This window comes from Marinifilum flexuosum, from assembly GCF_003610555.1.
In the GTDB taxonomy this organism is placed as follows: Bacteria; Bacteroidota; Bacteroidia; order Bacteroidales; family Marinifilaceae; genus Marinifilum; species Marinifilum flexuosum.
This window is the reverse complement of sequence record NZ_RAPQ01000012.1, coordinates 1-18,722: the sequence shown is the minus strand read 5'-3', so window position 1 is coordinate 18,722 and position 18,722 is coordinate 1. Positions and strand designations below refer to the sequence as shown.

At 36.9% G+C, this 18,722-nt stretch carries 11 protein-coding genes; all 11 read left to right on the top strand.

Going from position 1 to position 18,722, the window contains the following annotated elements; translation table 11 throughout:
- The first annotated feature begins 30 nt into the window (after nucleotides 1-30).
- On the top strand, nucleotides 31-468 hold the full coding sequence (locus tag BXY64_RS18045; RefSeq protein WP_120241386.1) for a VOC family protein: 438 nt from the start codon (nucleotides 31-33) through the stop codon (nucleotides 466-468).
- A gap of 171 nt (nucleotides 469-639) precedes the next feature.
- Nucleotides 640-1,974, top strand: a complete 1,335-nt coding sequence (locus BXY64_RS18040) for a DEAD/DEAH box helicase (protein ID WP_120241385.1) — start codon at nucleotides 640-642, stop codon at nucleotides 1,972-1,974.
- 3 nt (nucleotides 1,975-1,977) lie between these two features.
- The gene (locus BXY64_RS18035) at nucleotides 1,978-2,190 is read left to right on the top strand and encodes a hypothetical protein (RefSeq protein WP_120241384.1); all 213 of its coding nucleotides are present in this window, start codon (nucleotides 1,978-1,980) and stop codon (nucleotides 2,188-2,190) included.
- Between the two features lie 176 nt (nucleotides 2,191-2,366).
- Nucleotides 2,367-7,922 (top strand): alpha-2-macroglobulin family protein, encoded by a 5,556-nt coding sequence (locus BXY64_RS18030; protein WP_120241383.1) that lies wholly within the window; start codon nucleotides 2,367-2,369, stop codon nucleotides 7,920-7,922.
- 50 nt (nucleotides 7,923-7,972) lie between these two features.
- A complete protein-coding gene (gene pbpC, locus BXY64_RS18025) occupies nucleotides 7,973-10,360 on the top strand; it encodes a penicillin-binding protein 1C (protein ID WP_120241382.1) in 2,388 nt (795 codons plus the stop codon).
- Between the two features lie 77 nt (nucleotides 10,361-10,437).
- Nucleotides 10,438-11,484 carry a CNNM domain-containing protein gene (locus BXY64_RS18020; protein ID WP_110360150.1) on the top strand — a complete coding sequence of 349 codons (1,047 nt, stop codon included), beginning with the start codon at nucleotides 10,438-10,440 and terminating at the stop codon, nucleotides 11,482-11,484.
- A gap of 130 nt (nucleotides 11,485-11,614) precedes the next feature.
- The gene (locus BXY64_RS18015; RefSeq protein ID WP_120241381.1) at nucleotides 11,615-12,553 is read left to right on the top strand and encodes a sensor histidine kinase; all 939 of its coding nucleotides are present in this window, start codon (nucleotides 11,615-11,617) and stop codon (nucleotides 12,551-12,553) included.
- A gap of 152 nt (nucleotides 12,554-12,705) precedes the next feature.
- On the top strand, nucleotides 12,706-13,620 hold the full coding sequence (locus tag BXY64_RS18010; protein WP_120241380.1) for a glutaminase: 915 nt from the start codon (nucleotides 12,706-12,708) through the stop codon (nucleotides 13,618-13,620).
- A gap of 76 nt (nucleotides 13,621-13,696) precedes the next feature.
- Nucleotides 13,697-14,236 (top strand): carbonic anhydrase, encoded by a 540-nt coding sequence (locus tag BXY64_RS18005; protein WP_120241379.1) that lies wholly within the window; start codon nucleotides 13,697-13,699, stop codon nucleotides 14,234-14,236.
- 62 nt (nucleotides 14,237-14,298) lie between these two features.
- A complete protein-coding gene (locus tag BXY64_RS18000; protein ID WP_120241378.1) occupies nucleotides 14,299-15,024 on the top strand; it encodes a pseudouridine synthase in 726 nt (241 codons plus the stop codon).
- A 321-nt stretch (nucleotides 15,025-15,345) separates the two neighbouring features.
- The coding region (locus BXY64_RS17995; protein WP_211334546.1) for a hypothetical protein at nucleotides 15,346-18,722 on the top strand (3,377 nt) is incomplete at its 3' end.

Sequence of the window (18,722 nt, the reverse complement as noted above, 5' to 3'; positions counted from 1 at the left end):
CAAATTAATACAAATCTTAATACATAAATCATGACAACACTTAATGTTTACCTTAATTTTAATGGAAATTGCGAGGAAGCTTTCGACTTTTACAAATCGGTTTTGGGAGGAGAATTTGCACATGTAGCTCGATTTGGTGAAATGCCTCCTTCGGATAATTGTCCGCCAGTTGCAGAAAAAGATAAGAATTTGATAATGCATGTTTCTTTGCCAATAAGTAAGGAAACCGTGCTAATGGGTAGTGATGCTTCAGAGGCATTCGGACCACTTCCAACTCCAGGGAATAATTTTTCTTTATCAATTGATACGGATTCAACAGAGGAAGCGGATCGTATATTCGCTGGATTATCTGCTGGTGGAAATGTAATCATGCCAATGGATAAAACATTTTGGGGATCGTATTTTGGGATGCTTACCGATAAGTTTGGTATTCAGTGGATGGTGAGTTTTCAATTGGAACCACATTGATCTGTGAAAATTATCAGTGAACAGTGATCAGTGAACAGTAAACAGTAATAAAGTGTAGCCGCAAGGAATTGCGGCTTTTGTATTTCTAAAAGGTTGATTTAGAACTAATATTGTTAATATGCTGCTAATCCAAACTATTAAACTACCTTTGCCGCTCATTTATACGAAGACATGACATTTGACAAATTAGATATAGTAGAACCCATATTAAAAGCGATAGAGGCGAAGGGTTATACAAACCCCACTCCGATTCAGGCGGAGGCAATTCCAGTTTTATTACAAAAAAGAGATCTTTTAGGTTGCGCCCAGACAGGAACTGGGAAAACTGCAGCCTTTGCCATTCCAATTCTCCAGAATTTATTGGAAGATGGGCACGGTAAAGTAAAAAGAAAGATAAAGGCTTTGGTGGTTACTCCTACAAGAGAGTTGGCCATTCAAATTGGCGATAGTTTTACCGAATACGGATTGAATACAGGTATCAAAAACACTGTAATTTTTGGTGGAGTAAAGCAAGGAGCTCAAACCGAGGCATTGGCCAAGGGTGTTGATGTGCTGGTAGCTACTCCAGGTAGACTGTTGGACTTGATTAATCAGGGATTTATCTCGTTGCGAGATATCAGGTATTTTGTGTTGGATGAGGCAGACCAGATGTTGGATATGGGATTCATTTACGATATCCGAAGAATTATTGATCAACTGCCAAAACGCAGACAATCATTGTTCTTTTCGGCTACTATGCCTCCTAAAATTGTGAGCCTGTCGAAGCAGATTTTGGGAAATCCTGAGAAGATTACCATTCAGCCACAGCAAACTACAGCTGAAAGGGTTGACCAGTCCATCTATTTTACCAGCAAGAGTAAGAAGTCAAAACTTCTAACACACTTGCTAAAATCAAGAGAGTTGGGATCTACTTTGGTATTCTCGAGAACCAAGTATGGAGCCGATAAAATTGCTCGTATTCTTAAAAAGGCAGACATAAAAACTGAGGCCATTCATGGTAATAAAACGCAGAATTCGAGACAGAAGGCTCTGAATAATTTTAAGGAGGGAAGTACTAAGGTGTTGGTTGCAACAGATATTGCAGCGCGTGGGATTGATGTTGCAGGTTTGGCTTTGGTGGTGAATTATGATTTGCCAAACATTCCGGAATCATACGTTCACCGAATTGGTAGAACGGGTAGAGCCAGTGCAAGTGGGGAGGCCTTATCTTTTTGCAGTCAGGATGAATTGCCATATTTAAAGGATATTCAGCGTTTAATTAAACAGACTATTCCGGTAATTAAGGATCATCCTTATCCGGCAGAGGAAATGCCAGATTTACCTAAGGAGGAAAAGAATACAGAGAAGAAAAGCGAGAAGAAAAAGCCAAGATCTCGTTCGGGTAAGCCAAATGGTTCTGGCAAAAAGGATTGGAGAAGAAGATCTAATTCAAAAGGAAGTTCTGGTTCTCAAAACAGATCAGGATCACAGAAAAGGTCTGGCAAGAAAAGATCATTTAAAAAGTAAGTAATGGATCAGAAAGATTTCGACAAAATCAGAAAGATTAAAAAGGAACACAAAGAGGCTTATAAGCCTTGGAACAGGGAAGATGACGATGAATTAATCAACTTGTTTTTTGATGGTGTACCTGTTGGCGAAATGGCCATTAAGCTGAAGAGAACCAAAGGAGCTGTTCGTGCTCGCATCCGTAAAATGGAACTCACAAAGATCAAAAAGAAATAGTTGTCCAAAGAAAATTTACTAATTGCTAAGTTGCATATAATAAGGTCGAATAGAGAAATCTGTTCGATCTTTTTTTATAATATGCCTTTTAAAAACAATAAGATTGTATTTTTATTTGATTAGTCATTTTCAATTACTAATATTATGCTGAATTATCAATCCCAACTATTTATAAAATGAGAAAAATTTTCTGCCTTCTAATTGTGCCGTTAATTCTCTTAACGGCAGTCAATTCCTGTAAAAATAAAAAAGTAAGCAAAAGAAAAGTTGATCCTGGATTTGGGCAGTATATTGCTGCATTTACTTCGGGAGTAGTATCTGCAGAATCGATTATTGAAGTTCGATTGGTGAGTGATTATAAAAATCCGATTGAGCCAGGACAGGAGTTAGAAGCGGGAATCTTTACGCTTACTCCAAAGTTGAGAGGTAAAGCTTACTGGAAAGACCCAAGAACCATTGAGTTTAGATCCGATTCGAGAATGAAATCGGGTGGCGTTTACAATGTAAATGTAAAAATCGGGAAGTTGCTGGAAGTGCCTGAAAAGTATAACAATTTGAAGTTTAACTTTCAGGTAATTAAACAAAGTTTCAGTTTTACGGGTGAGGGTTTACAATCCTACGACAAAAGCGATATGAAGTCGCAGAAATACAAAGGATATCTTACTACTGCAGATATAATTAATGACGATGAAATTGAATCAGTGTTAACTGCAAGCTTGGATGGAGAAGAGAAGCCAATTAGCTGGACTCATACTGGCGATGGCAAAATTCACCATTTTGTAGTGGATAGTTTGTTAAGAACCGAAGATAAACGAGAGCTGATAGTTCGATGGGATGGTAATAGAATTGCTGTTGATGAGAAGGGGAAAGAAGAGGTGGAGATTCCTGCATTAAATGTGTTCAAATTGATGAGTGCAACAGTGATTCAACAGCCAGAGCAATATGTTTCTCTTCGCTTTTCGGATCCTTTAAAGAAAGATCAAAATCTGAAAGGATTAATTCGTATTGATGCTCAATCAACTTTCAGATTTATTATTGATGGAAATGAGGTAAGAGCTTACCCTCAATACAGATTGGCAGGCAGAAGAACAATTAATATTGAGGAGGGAATTAAGAATGCACTAGATTACTCTTTGACGAAGAGCAAGAAGTTAGAGTTGATTTTTGAAAACATTAAACCTGCAGTTCGCCTGTTGGGGAAAGGTGTTATTTCTCCTTCATCACAGGGATTGATTTTGCCATTCGAGGCAGTTAGCCTAAAGGCAGTGGATTTAAGAGTAATCGAAATTTTCGAAAACAATGTTCATCAGTTCCTGCAGGATAATAGAATGGGTGGACACGAAAGGTTGAGAAGAGTTGGTCGATTGATTTTACAAAAACGTATTGACTTAGGGAAAAATGAAGCCATTGACCTAAGAAAATGGAATGCTCATACTATTGATGTTGCCAGTTTTATTGATGTAAACCCAGGAGCAATCTACCGATTGGAACTTCGATTCAGAAAAGATTATTCATTGTATGGGTGTGAGGATGAGGAAGAAAAAGAGGATAATCTTGCAACGGTTGATGAAATGATTGCTGAGCAGGAGTTGGAAAATGAAATGAAGGAATGGGATAAACCAGGATGGTACGATGATTATTTTTATCCAAGAGGATACAATTGGAATGAAAGAGAGAATCCTTGTCATGTTTCCTATTATCGATCAGGAAGATTTATTAACCGCAATATATTTGCTTCTGATTTGGGTTTAATTGCAAAGGCTGGAAACAATAAATCAATCACTTTTGCAGTAACCAACCTGCTTACAGCACAACCTGAAACTGGTGTTGAGTTGGAGGTTTACAATTATCAGAAGCAACTAATGGCCAGATTGAAATCTGATAATCAAGGATTCGCTACTGTGCAATTGGATAGAAAACCTTTCCTTTTGGTAGCGAAAAAAGGTAATCAAAGAGGATACCTTCGTCTTGATGATGGTTCGTCATTGTCCTTAAGTAATTTTGATGTTGGTGGAGCAAGAATTCAGAAGGGAATTAAAGGATATATTTATGGAGAGCGTGGGGTTTGGAGACCGGGAGATAAGCTGTTCCTTACTTTTGTATTGGAAGATGCAGGAAAAACTTTACCCGAGAATCATCCTGTAATCTTTGAATTGTTGAATCCGGAAGGACAAACTGTTGTTCATAGAGTGAGTACAAGTGGGGTAAATGGATTTTATTCATTCAACTGCGAAACAGATGCTGAAGCTCCAACAGGAAACTGGATGGCAAGAGTAAAAGTTGGAGGAGCAAGCTTTACCAAAAAAGTTAAAATTGAGACGGTAAAGCCAAATCGTTTGAAAATTAATTTGGATTTCGGAACTGATATTTTAAAATCGAAAGCATCGGGTCAAAATCTTGACATGGAGGTGAAATGGTTGCATGGTGCTACTGCACGCAATTTAAAGTCAAATGTTAGCCTTAAATTTTCGCCAAGCAAAACATCATTTAAAAATTACAAATCATACATTTTCGATGATCCAGTTAAAGAGTTTGAAGCGGATGAACAAGTGGTGTTCGACGGTAAGGTGGATCAGAATGGAAAGGCTGTCGTTCCTCTTAACCTGAAAGGAAACAAATCGGCTCCTGGTATGTTGAATGCGAATTTTGTTACCCGAGTGTTTGAAGAAGGTGGCGATTTTAGTATCGACATGCAAAGAGTAAAATTTGCACCATACAATTCTTTTGTTGGGATGAAAATGCCGGAATCGAAAAGAGGATGGTACTTGACAGATACAGATCATGAACTGAAAATTGCTACTGTTGATGCAGAAGGTAATCCTGTTGACAGGAAGAAAATTGTGGTGAAAGTTTACAAGATTGGCTGGCGCTGGTGGTGGGATTCCAGCGAAGAAAATTTGGCATCCTATATCAGAAGATCATCTACTAGAATTGTTGATTATAAAACCATTTCAACCAAAAATGGACAAGCTACCTATAAGTTGAATATTGAATACAATGACTGGACTGATTATGGACGTTATTTGATTCAGGTATTTGATCAGGAGAGTGGTCACTCAACAGGAACTACGGCTTATTTCTCAGAATATTATGGAAGATCACCGGAAGGAATGCCAGGCAATGCAAATATGCTTTCGTTTGTTTCAGATAAAGACAAATATGAAGTTGGAGAGGAAGCAACAATAACAATTCCTTCATCGAAAACAGGAAAAGCATTGGTGAGCATTGAAACTGGCGCTAAGGTTTTGGATGCTTTTTGGGTCGAAACCGATTCTCGAGAGTCGAAGTTTAGCTTTAATATTACTCCTGACATGGCACCAAATGCCTACGTGCATGTAAGTTTAATTCAACCTCATGCCAATGTTGAGAATGATTTGCCAATCAGAATGTATGGTGTAATTCCTATTATGGTGGAAGATCCTGCTACACGCTTGAACCCACAAATTGATATGCCTGAGGTATTGGAACCAGAGAAGGAGTTTGTGGTGAATGTATCGGAGAAAGATGGCAAACCAATGACTTATACCATTGCTGTTGTTGATGATGGATTGTTGGATTTAACCCGATTCAAAACTCCTAATCCGTGGTATACATTTTATGCTCGTGAGGCGCTTGGGGTTAAAACCTGGGATATGTTCGACTTGGTAATGGGAGCATTCGGAGCTCGTTTGGAGAATGCATTTGCCATTGGTGGTGATGAGGATTTGAAGGGCAAGAAGCAGGCCAAGGCAAATAGATTTAAGCCTGTGGTAATGTTTTACGGGCCGTTTACTTTACACTCGGGAGATTCTAAAAAGCACAGAATTGAAATGCCAAACTATGTGGGTTCTGTAAGAACTATGGTTGTGGCTGGAAACAAGGGAGCTTATGGGAATGCTCAGAAAACCTCGAAAGTTCGCAAACCATTAATGGTATTGGCAACCTTACCTAGAGTGGTTGGTCCGGATGAAACTGTGAAATTACCAGTTACTGTTTTTGCTATGGATCCAAAGGTGAAAGATGTAAAAGTTAGGATTCAGCCTAATGAATACTTGATTCCTAAGGATGGTAAAGAGAAAGCCATTGTGTTTGAAAAAACAGGCGAGCAAGTGGTTAATTTTGATTTAAAAGTTGCTGCTAAGCTTGGTATTGCTCGAGTAAAGGTGATTGCCGAAAGTGGTAATTTAAAAGCTACATATGATATTGAATTGGATGTTCGTAATCCGAATCCAAGAGTTGTTAATGTTACTGATACGTTATTGACCAATGGAAAAACATTTGAAATGGTGGTTGATTTGCCGGGAATGGAAGGAACAAACAAGGCAGTTTTAGAACTTTCAAATATTCCTCCAATCGATTTTGGTCGTAGGTTAGAATACCTGATTGATTATCCTCACGGATGTATTGAGCAAACTACCTCTTCGGTATTCCCTCAAATGTATTTGAATGGAGTTGTTGAATTAACTGCAGACCAAAAAGTAAGAATTGAAGAGAATATTCGTGCTGGATTAACCCGATTATTGAAGTTCCAAATGGCAAATGGTGGTTTTAGTTATTGGCCGGGAGGAAATTATGCAAGTTCCTGGGGAACAAGTTATGCAGGGCACTTTATGTTGATGGCTGAAGAGAAAGGATATACGCTTCCTATCGGATTAAAATCATCGTGGTTGAAGTATCAAAAATCGGCTGCCAAATCATGGAAGAAATCTACTTATGAAGGTTATTCTTACCGAAGAAATGATCTTCTTCAGGCATATAGATTGTATACTCTGGCATTGGCAGATGTGCCTGATTTGGCATCGATGAATAGATTGCGAGAGCAAAGCAATTTATCGAATGATGCAAAATGGAGATTGGCTGCAAGCTATAGAATTATAGGTAAAAAAGAAGTTGCAGAAGAGTTGATCTCAGGCTTGAGCACGGAAGTAAAATCGTACCGAGAGCACTCTGGTAGTTTTGGTTCTTCATTGCGTGATAAGGCTATGATTTTGGAAACCTTAAGCCTTTTGGATCAGAGAACAAAAGCTTTCCCATTGGTTCAGGAAATATCTAAAAAACTATCCAGTGATTCTTGGATGAGTACCCAAACCACAGCCTACTGTTTGGTGGCTATGGCCGAATTTGCAGGTGGCGAAAACCCAGGGCAGATGTCATTCTCTTATACCCTAAATGGTAAAACGGAAGAGATGATAAGTTACAGTCCTGTAAAACAGATTCCAATAGACGTGAAATCTGGTAAACCAAAAGTGAAGATTGAGAATTTATCAGATGCAGTTCTTTACACTAGAGTAATTGCCAGCGGAATTCCTGTTGCAGGTGATAGTACTGCAGTTGAGAAGAATCTGAAATTAAGAATTGTGTACAAGGATATGCAAGGAAAAGTTATTGATGTAAGTAAGTTGCAGCAAGGAATAGATTTTAAAGCAGAGGTTACAATCGAAAATCCTGGTGTAAACAAATATGAGCAAATGGCCCTGACACAAATTTTCCCATCAGGTTGGGAAATTCTGAATACTCGATTTGGAGAAGTGGATCAGGTAAATGAAAACGATATGCCGGATTATCAGGATATCAGAGATGATCGTGTTTACTCTTATTTCGATTTGGACCGATATAAGGACAAAACGTTTACCATTGCTTTAACTGCTGCTTATGTAGGTAAATATTATTTGCCAACTATTTCTTGTGAAGCAATGTACGATAATAACATTAATGCCCGCAAACCAGGGCAATGGGTTGAGGTTGTAAAATAAAATCATAAGAAAACCTGTTAGGATATGTAGTACTGACAGGTTTATTTCTGATGAAAATATTGAATGTAAAATATTGTAAATCGAGAAAATGCCGCATTTTATTGTTGGCATTTTTTCTGTTATTGATTTTGTTTTGGTTTTCATTGCCAAAGCAACTTTTTCATGATCCGTACTCAACAATTTTGTATTCGAAGGAAAGTAAACTGTTGGGAGCCAGAATTGCAGATGATGGTCAGTGGAGATTTCCTGAAATAAAAGAAGTGCCAAAGAAATTTGAGAGATCACTATTGGCTTTCGAGGATCAATACTTTTATTCTCATCCTGGAGTGAATCCTGTTTCGATGGGAAGAGCGCTCATTCAAAATTTAAAAGCAGGGAAAGTTGTAAGTGGGGGAAGTACCATTAGTATGCAGTTGATTCGAATTTCCCAGAAAGGCAAATCGAGAACGGTGTTTCGTAAGATTCTGGAAATGATTTTGGCATTCCGATTGGAAATAGGATATTCCAAGGAAGAGATTTTGGCTTTGTATTCTTCTCATGCTCCTTTTGGAGGAAATGTAGTAGGATTGGAAGCTGCATCCTGGCGATTTTTTGGACGTACACCCGATGAATTATCCTGGGCAGAAGCCGCAACTTTGGCTGTTTTGCCAAATGCGCCATCTTTGATTTATCCGGGAAAGAATAGTGAGATATTGCAAAGGAAACGAAATGGACTATTGGAAAAACTGTACAGAATTGGAGAGATTGATTCGACCACTTGTGAGTTGGCAAAACTAGAAGATATTCCGCGCCAAATTCACCATTTGCCAAGAGTTGCACCACATTTGCTAGACCAGGTACATAAGAAGAATAAAGGGGAGAGGCTTGTTTCTACCATCAATTTTGGTTTGCAGAACAGGGTAAACGAAATTGTGAAAAGGCACCAAAGGAATCTTGAGGCAAATCAGGTGTACAATATGGCTGTTTTGGTAGTTGATACCAAAAGCAGAAAAACTTTGGTTTATGTAGGAAACACTGAAAATACAGGAAAAAGAAAGCATGGTAATCAGGTTGATATTATTCGTTCGCTTAGAAGTACCGGTAGCCTTTTAAAACCATTTTTATTTGCTAGCATGTTAAACGAAGGTGAAATTTTACCCAATACTTTGGTTGCAGATATTCCTACTCAAATTGCTGGTTATTCACCTAAAAATTTTGATCTAAGATACAATGGAGCAGTTCCTGCTCAAAAAGCATTGGCTCGATCCTTAAATGTTCCGGCTGTGAGAATGCTAAAAGATTATGGGGTGGAAAGATTTCATTTCTTTCTGAAAAAGATGGGCATGTCTAGTTTAAACAGACCAGCTGGTCATTATGGCTTGTCGCTAATATTGGGAGGAGCTGAGGGAAGTCTTTGGGATATGTGTAGCATGTATGCGAGCATGGCTGGAATTTTGAATCATTATAACACTGATGATGGTGTCTACTATTCCAACGAATTTCAGGCGCTTGGATATACAGGGGATTCAATTCAATGGAAAAACCCCGATTCTCAAGCATTTTTAAAAGCATCATCCGTTTATCAAACATTTGAAGCCTTGTTAGAAGTCAATCGTCCAGATGGAGAAAGTGGTTGGAGATCTTTTTCTTCATCGCAAAAAATAGCATGGAAGACAGGAACCAGCTTTGGATTTAGAGATGCGTGGGCCATTGGTCTAACATCGGATTATGTAGTTGGTGTATGGGCAGGAAATGCCGATGGAGAAGGTCGACCTGGTTTAACTGGAGTCGGAGCTGCTGCACCCATCATGTTTGATGTGTTCGATTTATTACCCAAAAACGAATGGTTCCAACAGCCTGTTGACGAGATGGAATTGGTTCCAATCTGTCGAAACAGCGGACACAGAGCAGGAAGATGGTGCGATCAGGTTGATACGGTTTGGATAGGAAGATCTGGTTTGGAAACAAATGTTTGTCCTTATCACAAACAAGTTCATTTGGATGCAACCAAAAGATATAGGGTAAATTCGGATTGTGAAAATGTGGATAAGATGGTACACAGATCATGGTTTGTTTTGCCACCTGCAATGGAATGGTATTATAAAAAACGAAATCCATTGTACAGACCCTTACCGCCATTTAGGGATGATTGTGTTGGAGTCGCTGAATCACAAGCGATGGAATTGATTTATCCCAAATCAAATGACAGGATATTTGTGCCAGTTGGATTGGATGGTAAACGTGAGAAAATTGTATTTGAAATTGCCCACCATGATCCTAATACAAATGTTTATTGGCATCTTGATGGAGAGTTTATTGGAATAACTTGTGGGAATCATCAGTTAGAAATTGCTCCGGGAGAGGGAAAGCATTTGATAACATTTGTTGATGAGGAAGGAAACTCCTTATCCAAGCGATTTCAAATTGTTGGAAAACAAGAACATCAATTGAATTACTAAAATTCGGGATTATGCTGATTAAAAATCAGTAAAAAGAAGTATTTTGGGGCAAAATAACTTGTAACAAAAAAATCAACATGTTTCTTCTGTTTTTCTACCTCTTTTTAGCACTCTTTGTTTCCTTTCTGTGTTCAGTAATGGAATCGGTACTTCTTTCTACGCCAGTTTCTTTTTTGAATGTGAAGAAGGAAAATGGAGTAAAGTCTGCCAATACTTTTATCAAACTAAAAGAGAATATTGAGAGGCCTTTGTCTGCCATTCTTTCATTAAATACAATAGCGCATACAATTGGTGCAGCTGGAGTAGGTGCTGAAGCAACAAAACTGTTTGGAGAGGTTTACTTTGGTGTTATATCGGCAGTATTAACTTTTCTAATTTTGATATTCTCCGAAATTATACCAAAAACCATAGGAGCATTGTATTGGAGGAATCTGGCCATTGTTTCTGGTTTGATTATTAACGCGATGGTGTTTTTAACATATCCTTTGGTGGTTTTAACTGGCTATATCTCAAAAATATTTTCTCGTGGTGAAGATGAGGTTTCTGTGAGTCGTGAAGAAATATCAGCAATGGCTAAAATTGGAACTGAGGAAGGTGTGTTCGAAGAAAAGGAGAATAGAATTATTCAAAATTTGATCAGGTTAAAAAGCTTGAATGTTACGGAAGTAATGACACCTCGTGTGGTTGTAGAAGTGGCTGATGAAAATATGTTATTGAAAGATTTTCTGGGGAAAAAGAAATACTTGTATTACTCAAGGATTCCTGTTTATCAAGAAAATAAAGACAATATTACTGGCTATGTGTTTCGACAAACTGTATTTGAGAAGTTGGCAGAGGGACAAACGGATTTGAAGTTAAAAGATCTGATTCGTCCAATAGTTGTGGTACCTGAATTTCAAACGCTCCTAAATACCTGGGATAAGCTGCTAAGTGAAAAAGAACATATTGCCCTAGTGGTTGATGAATATGGTGGAATGGATGGTATTGTTACCATGGAAGATATCATTGAAACTTTACTTGGTTTGGAAATTATTGATGAGCGTGATAAGATTGTAGACATGCAACAATATGCCAAGGAAAGATGGAAAGAAAGAAAAGCCAAGTACAATATTTTTGAAGATTAGTAAAGTGATGTAATTTTCACCTTTGTTTTAGGATTATCCATTGTGATCTAATTGACAGTTGTTTAATGTTATTGGATTAATTATTTTTGTAGACTTTATTTAGATCTTTTTTGTTATTTGATTTGAGGTTGTGAAAAATACGAAAATAAAGTTCGAATATAAATTTTTACTTAGCTATCTGATCATTGGTGGTTTCTGGATATTATTTTCCGATCGAGCATTAAAATCATTAATATATGATATTCATTACTTAACGGTGATTCAAACATATAAAGGCTGGTTTTATGTATTGGCTTCGGGACTCTTATTCTATGCTTATTTAAGGAAAAATCTTTATAAAATCCGCAAAGCAGAACAAAAAGCAAAAAAAAGTGAATCCTTAAAATCTGCATTTCTACAAAACATGTCACATGAAATTAGAACTCCTATGAATGGGATTGTCGGTTTTGTGGAGCTGTTAAAGAGTGAAAACTTAAGTAAAGAGCAAAGAGAAAGATATATGGATATCATCCATAAATGTTCGAATCAACTATTGGGTGTGGTTAACGATGTTCTTGACTTGTCATTAATAGAAACTGGAAATATTACGATAGAACGAGGAAAGGTTAAATTGAACAATTTGCTTGATGAGGTTTTTTCTTCTCACATCGAAACACTTGATAATGGTGTGCAATTAACCCTTACAAAGTGCGAAATTATAGCAGATGCAGAGCTTATCACTGATGAGGTTAAATTAAAACAAATATTGGATAACCTTCTAAGTAATGCGAAGAAATTTACTTCTCATGGAAAGATTGAATTTGGTTTTGAACGACAAAATAGAAACCTTTTATTTTTTGTAAAGGATTCAGGTTCAGGGATACATCCCGATATGATTAAAAGGATTTTTAATCGTTTCGAAAGAGCAGAAGTAGAAACTACCAAACTATCTGGTGGAGCAGGTTTAGGCTTAGCCATTTGTAAAGGAATTGTTACTAAAATGGGAGGTGAAATTTGGGCGGAATCTGTTCTTGGTCAAGGTACTAACTTTTATTTTACCTTACCGTATCTGACGGAAAGTGATGAATAACTCAGGTATTAGAGGAGGAATTAATCATTTCTTTTCCAACTTTTTAAAACAAGAAGAATTTTTTGCAATTAATAGGAAAATACTGTGTGAAGATTATGGATTAAGGCAATCTATTTTCTAGTTTTGAGGCAATTTGATTTCAGACTTTTTCAATGGATTACAACAAGATTTTTACCGATATTAATGCAAAGCTGAGTTCTTATAAAGATGATGGAGTAGTTGCATCGTATATTCCTGAATTGCAAGGGGTATTGCCAGATAAATTTGGTATTCATTTATGTTCTGTTGAAGGAATGAATTACCATTTTGGAGATTCAGAAGAGAAGTTCTCAATTCAAAGTATTGTTAAATTACTTTCATTAACAATAGCTTTTGAAATAGAAGAGGATGAGCTTTGGAAAAGAGTTGGTGTGGAACCATCAGGAAATCCTTTTAATTCATTGGTTCAATTGGAATATGATGAAGGAATTCCTAGAAATCCGTTTATTAATGCTGGAGCGATAGTTATTGCTGATGTGTTAGTGAGTAAATTGAAAAATCCAAGGGAAGATTTTATCGAATTTGTTAGACAATTATCTGGCAACAGCCAAATAGATTATTGTGATCGTATTGCTCAATCAGAAAAATCCAAAGGACATAGAAATGCAGCCTTATGTAACTTAATGAAATCATTTGGCAATATCGAGAATAACATTCATGAAGTAATTGAATTTTACTTCGATTTGTGTTCTATTGAGATGACTTGTAGTGAATTGGCACGAACATTTTTGTTCTTGGCCAATTATGGAAAAGATCCGGTTAATGGCAATCACATAATAAGTTCTAGCAAGTCAAAGCGAATTAATGCAGTAATGCAGCTTTGTGGTTTGTACGACGAGGCTGGTGAGTTTTCTTTTAAGGTAGGATTGCCCGGAAAAAGTGGAGTAGGAGGTGGAATTGCGGTTGTGCATCCAGGTAAATATAGCATGGTTGTTTGGAGTCCTCGATTGAATAAAAAAGGCAACTCAAATAAGGGTGTGAGATTTTTAGAGGAATTCACTACTTATACTGAATCATCCATATTTTAATTTGGAGTATTTGCAAAAGAGATTCAATTGGTTATCTTTAGAACTGTTCTAAACATTAACTATTGTCAAAATTACCATGAATCAGCTTATTGAAATTAATTCTTCGGAAGATATCCTTTCGAAGTATCAGGATACCCCTATTGCACTACTGTTAGAATATCATAACCTTAAAAGACCTTTTACAGATTATACCAAAGCAGAGTTGTTGGTAGGAATGTGTATGGATCATAGGAAACATTTGAATATTCCAGAGAACTTTTCCTATATCATTCGCACGGGAGGAGCAAATCTTCGATACAGTGAATTTAAAGTATCATATGCCATTTCGGTTGGTGGGATTAAGCATATCGCATTGATTGGACACAACAACTGTGGAATGGTTAATTTGGTATCGAAGAAAGGACAATTTATTGATGGATTGGTGAATAATGGAGGCTGGAGCAAGGAAAGAGCAGAAGAACATTTTAATAATTTTGCTCCAATGTTCGAAGTAGGAAATGCTGCTGAGTTTGTTGCCATGGAGGCAAAAAGACTACGCAAGAAGTATCCAAACATAGTTGTTGCACCTCTTTATTACAATGTTGATAACAACAAAATGTATATGATTGAGGAGTGATGGTATGAAATATTCCATTACTTTTGTCAACCTTTAAATATTAATAACAGGCGATTTAAGGAATGGAATATACCCGATTGAATAAGGCAATTGCAGAAACAGGATATTGTTCACGTAGAGAGGCGGATAAGCTGATCGAAACGGGCAAGGTGAAAGTGAATGGCAAAGTAGCTGAAATGGGGTTAAAGGTTACAAGTTCCGATGAAATATCTGTTAAAGGTCAGGTTGTAACCAAAACTGTTCGAAATATTTACCTTGTCTTTCATAAGCCTGTTGGAATTACATGTACTACCGACCTTCGAGTTAAAGGCAATATTGTTTCATATATCAATTACCCTGAAAGAATATTTCCAATTGGTAGATTGGATAAACCGAGTGAAGGATTGATATTTATGACCAACGATGGTGACATTGTGAATAAAATTCTTCGCTCAAGAAATAATCATGAAAAAGAATACATTGTTCGTGTAAACAAAAAAATTACCAACGACTTTATTCGCAGAATGAGTAATGGAATTCCTATTTTGGATACTATTACCAAAAAATGTAAGGTTTGTAAGGTAAATAATCACACATTTAAAATTATACTTACCCAAGGTTTGAATCGCCAGATTCGTAGAATGTGTGAATATTTAGGCTATGAGGTTACCATGCTAAAACGTCTCAGAATCATGAATATTGATTTAGGGACTTTAAAGCCAGGTAAATATCGTTCCTTTACTAAAAAAGAGCTCAGAGATTTGTTGAATTTGTGTGAAGATTCGCGAAAAACACATGATGGTTTTTAATCTCTTATTTTTATTTTAAATACCTTATTTTGTTGCTATCCCCCTTATCCTTATTGTGTTCTAGAAGATTTTTGATTGAAAAATAATCTTTTTGTGAGATGTAATTTTACTATTTAATCTCAATTTGAATAAAATAATCTGGTGGTGCAAAACTTCTCATTATCAATGAGATGATTTTTTGTTTAAGAAAACTTAGCTTTTAATTGAGTGTTTTGCAAACTTTAATCACTAAATTTACGTAGTTAAAGAAATAAAAGTAATCATTCGTCAAAATGAATTATTGCGAGGGAATTGTGAGCCTAAGTAAAATGAGGAGGGGAAATGAATAAACTTTTACGACTGTTTTGTTCTACGTACTTATTAATAATTTGTTATCATTTGGGGACGGCACAAATTGTAAGCCCCCAAAGTGATACCACAATTTGTGTAGGCGAATCTGTTGTACTCGAGGCGCGACCAGGCTCTTATATGTACAATTGGAATACTGGTGATTTGTCAAAAACCATCACGGTTTCACCTTTAACAACTACAAACTATTCTCTTAGAGTTTTTATTCCCGATACAGGAACAGAATTGATTACAAATGGTGATTTTGACTATGGAAATACAGGTTTTTATAGTGAATATGTTTATTGTCCCGATCCAATATTATCTTCCTCTAATCATTCACATCCTCAATCTTTATGGGAAGAGGGAAGGTATGCAGTAGATGATAATCCGAATGAGTATCATGCAAATTTTTCACCTTGTGGAGGTCATTCTGGAAATAGTCCAGACAATTACTTAATTGTAAATGGCGCACCTGATGAAAATGTTGTTGTATGGAGTCAAACCATTACAGTAAATCCAAACCAATATTACGCATTTTCAACTTGGGCATGTAATGTTCATCCAACCAACCCTGCTCGTCTTGAGTTCATGATTGATGGTGTTCTTATGGGTGACTATATCGAACCAAGTTCAGGATCAACATGTAATTGGGAGGAATTTTATTCATTATGGTATTCTGGTTCTAAAACTTCCATTGTAATTTCAATCGTAAATAAGAACTTGATTCGAAGTGGTAATGATTATGCCTTGGATGGCATTTCATTTAACCCCTTGGTAGAAGTTCCTGATTCAAGGACTGTGAATGTCGTAGATCCTGCGACGGTTAATGCAGGGTCGGATCAAACAATATGTGGTAATGTTCAGGCCAGTTTATCAGCTTTGGTTTCAAATAATACCGGATTTTATTGGACAAGCTCTGGTGATGGAACATTTTCAAACCCCAACGATGTTAATTCAAGGTATCTGCCCGGAATCAATGATAGAACAAGTGGTTTTGTGGTTTTAACGGCGAATGCTGTTTCAAATTCACCTTGTGGATTAGTAACGGACCAGTTAAGATTGGATTTAAATCCGGTACCTGTAATAGGATTTGGAGATCATATTGCTTCTTGTGGGGGAGGTGATGTAACATTGGATGCAGGAAATTTGGGTTCAACATATGTTTGGAATACAGGTGAAACATCGCAAACCATTACCGTATCTGCAGATGGCGACTATTCAGTAGAAGTGACCAATGCTTTTGGTTGTGTTGAATCAGATACGGTTCATGTAGGATTCTATGCTAATTTGAATATTGACTTAGGTCCAGATAAAACAGTTTGTAGTGGAGAACCAGTTGTTTTAGATGCCGGTATTTCAGGAGCAAGCTACCATTGGAGTACTGGTGAGATTACACAGGAAATAATTGTTTATAATGCAGGTAATTATTCGGTTACAGTAACCAATTCGTATGGATGTAATGCTACTGATGATATCAATGTTAACCTTGTTCCTCCTCCAACAGTTGATTTAGGCCCAGATCAGGAGATTAATGATGGAGATGTGATTACGCTGGATGCGGGGAGTCATTTCAGATACACTTGGGATGATGGATCGAGAGGAAGATATTTAAATGTTGATAAAGCTGGTTTATATGCAGTTCGCGTAATGGATATTAATGGATGTTCTGCAATGGATATGATTAATATTACTAGCTCATCTGGAACAATACCACCTGTTACACTAAATGATACTATTATTTGTAGAGGAGAATCAGTAGAACTTTATGCTGGAACTGATTTTCTATTCAATTGGGATGTAGATGGTCTCTCTTCTCGAGTAGTGGTGACACCCGATTTTACTACTACTTATAATCTAAGAGTATTTTATGTAGATAAAACTTTGGAACTGGTAAATAATGGTGATTTTACATTAGGTAATATTGGCTTTCAGAGTGACTATTATTATTGTTCCAGACCTTGGAGATGGTCTTGTAGATCAAGAAGTAGTAAGTATGCAATTGATAATGATACAGATGTTTTTGGTTCAGATAAAAGCGATTGTGGCGGAATTACCGGCAATTCGAGCGATAATGTTTTGATTGTTGAAGGAGGAAATATAAACACAACGGTTTGGGAACAGGATATTGCTGTGGATGCAGATAGTTATTATACTTTCTCATTAAATGTGACAAATTTAAAGAACTCCAGTTACGACGATTTTGAGGTAATCATTAATGGTAAAGTTGCTATGAATTTTAGTACTACCAATCCTTGTGATTGGACAGAATATAAAACTTTAGTTTATTCGGGAACGGATTCTCAATTAAATATTAAAATTAATAATACATCTACTTCAGGTAGCGATAATGCATTTGCTTTTGATGGTATTAGTATGTACAAATTAGCAGAGATTCCATTGGATGTGACAGTAACAGTAATTCAACATGTAATTGCGGATGCAGGTTTAGATTTATCAATTTGTGAATCAGGAATTGCCTTTTTAAATGGTACAGTTCAAAATGAGTCTTCTTTTGTTTGGAGAACTTTAGGAGATGGTACTTTTGATAACAACAAAAATTTGAATGCAAACTATACTCCAGGTTTAACTGATATAGTTAATGGATATGTAGATCTTGAATTAGGCGCTCAACCCATTGCTCCATGTACTGTACCCGATTTGGATACACTTCGCGTGGATATTAATTCAAACCTATCAGTTGACCTAGGGCTTGATAGAGAATTTTGTCAGGGAGATTCCGTTACACTCACGGCGAATTTTGCTGGAGGAACTTATTTATGGAATACTGGAGAAACAAGTCAGTCCATAATTGTAAAATCAGCAGGAAATTATTCTGTTATCGTTACCGATATTAATGGTTGTACTGGAACAGATGATGTTGATGTAAGGGTACATTCCAATCCTGTTATTAACTTGGGACCTGATAAAGTAACATGTGATGGAGTTGCTGTTATGTTGGATGCTGGACATCCGGGTTCATCATATGTTTGGAGTAATGGAGAAACTCTTCAAGCCATTTTAACTCCAATTGGAGGTAACTATTCTGTAGTTGTAACTGATGTTAATGGTTGTGTTGGAATGGATGATGCTAATATCATTGTCAATATGCCTCCAACAGTTGACCTAGGTTTGGACCAGGAAACCTGTGATGGAAATATTATCACCTTAGATGCCGGCAATTCAGGCGCTACCTATCTGTGGTCAAATGGTGCAACCACCCAGACCATCACAGTAAATGCAAGCGGTAATTATTCAGTAGTTGTTACAGACGCTAATGGCTGTTCAGCAACGGATGATGTGAATGTAACAGTTCATCCAAATCCTGTTGTGGATCTTGGAACAGACCAGGAAACCTGTGCTGGTGGAAC

What these genes read in the sequence shown, in the direction of transcription:
- BXY64_RS18045 (WP_120241386.1), top strand. Translation starts at nt 31, where the DNA reads ATGACAACACTTAATGTTTACCTTAATTTTAATGGAAATTGCGAGGAA.
- BXY64_RS18040 (WP_120241385.1), top strand. Translation starts at nt 640, where the DNA reads ATGACATTTGACAAATTAGATATAGTAGAACCCATATTAAAAGCGATA.
- BXY64_RS18035 (WP_120241384.1), top strand. Translation starts at nt 1,978, where the DNA reads ATGGATCAGAAAGATTTCGACAAAATCAGAAAGATTAAAAAGGAACAC.
- BXY64_RS18030 (WP_120241383.1), top strand. Translation starts at nt 2,367, where the DNA reads ATGAGAAAAATTTTCTGCCTTCTAATTGTGCCGTTAATTCTCTTAACG.
- pbpC (WP_120241382.1), top strand. Translation starts at nt 7,973, where the DNA reads ATGAAAATATTGAATGTAAAATATTGTAAATCGAGAAAATGCCGCATT.
- BXY64_RS18020 (WP_110360150.1), top strand. Translation starts at nt 10,438, where the DNA reads ATGTTTCTTCTGTTTTTCTACCTCTTTTTAGCACTCTTTGTTTCCTTT.
- BXY64_RS18010 (WP_120241380.1), top strand. Translation starts at nt 12,706, where the DNA reads ATGGATTACAACAAGATTTTTACCGATATTAATGCAAAGCTGAGTTCT.
- BXY64_RS18005 (WP_120241379.1), top strand. Translation starts at nt 13,697, where the DNA reads ATGAATCAGCTTATTGAAATTAATTCTTCGGAAGATATCCTTTCGAAG.
- BXY64_RS18000 (WP_120241378.1), top strand. Translation starts at nt 14,299, where the DNA reads ATGGAATATACCCGATTGAATAAGGCAATTGCAGAAACAGGATATTGT.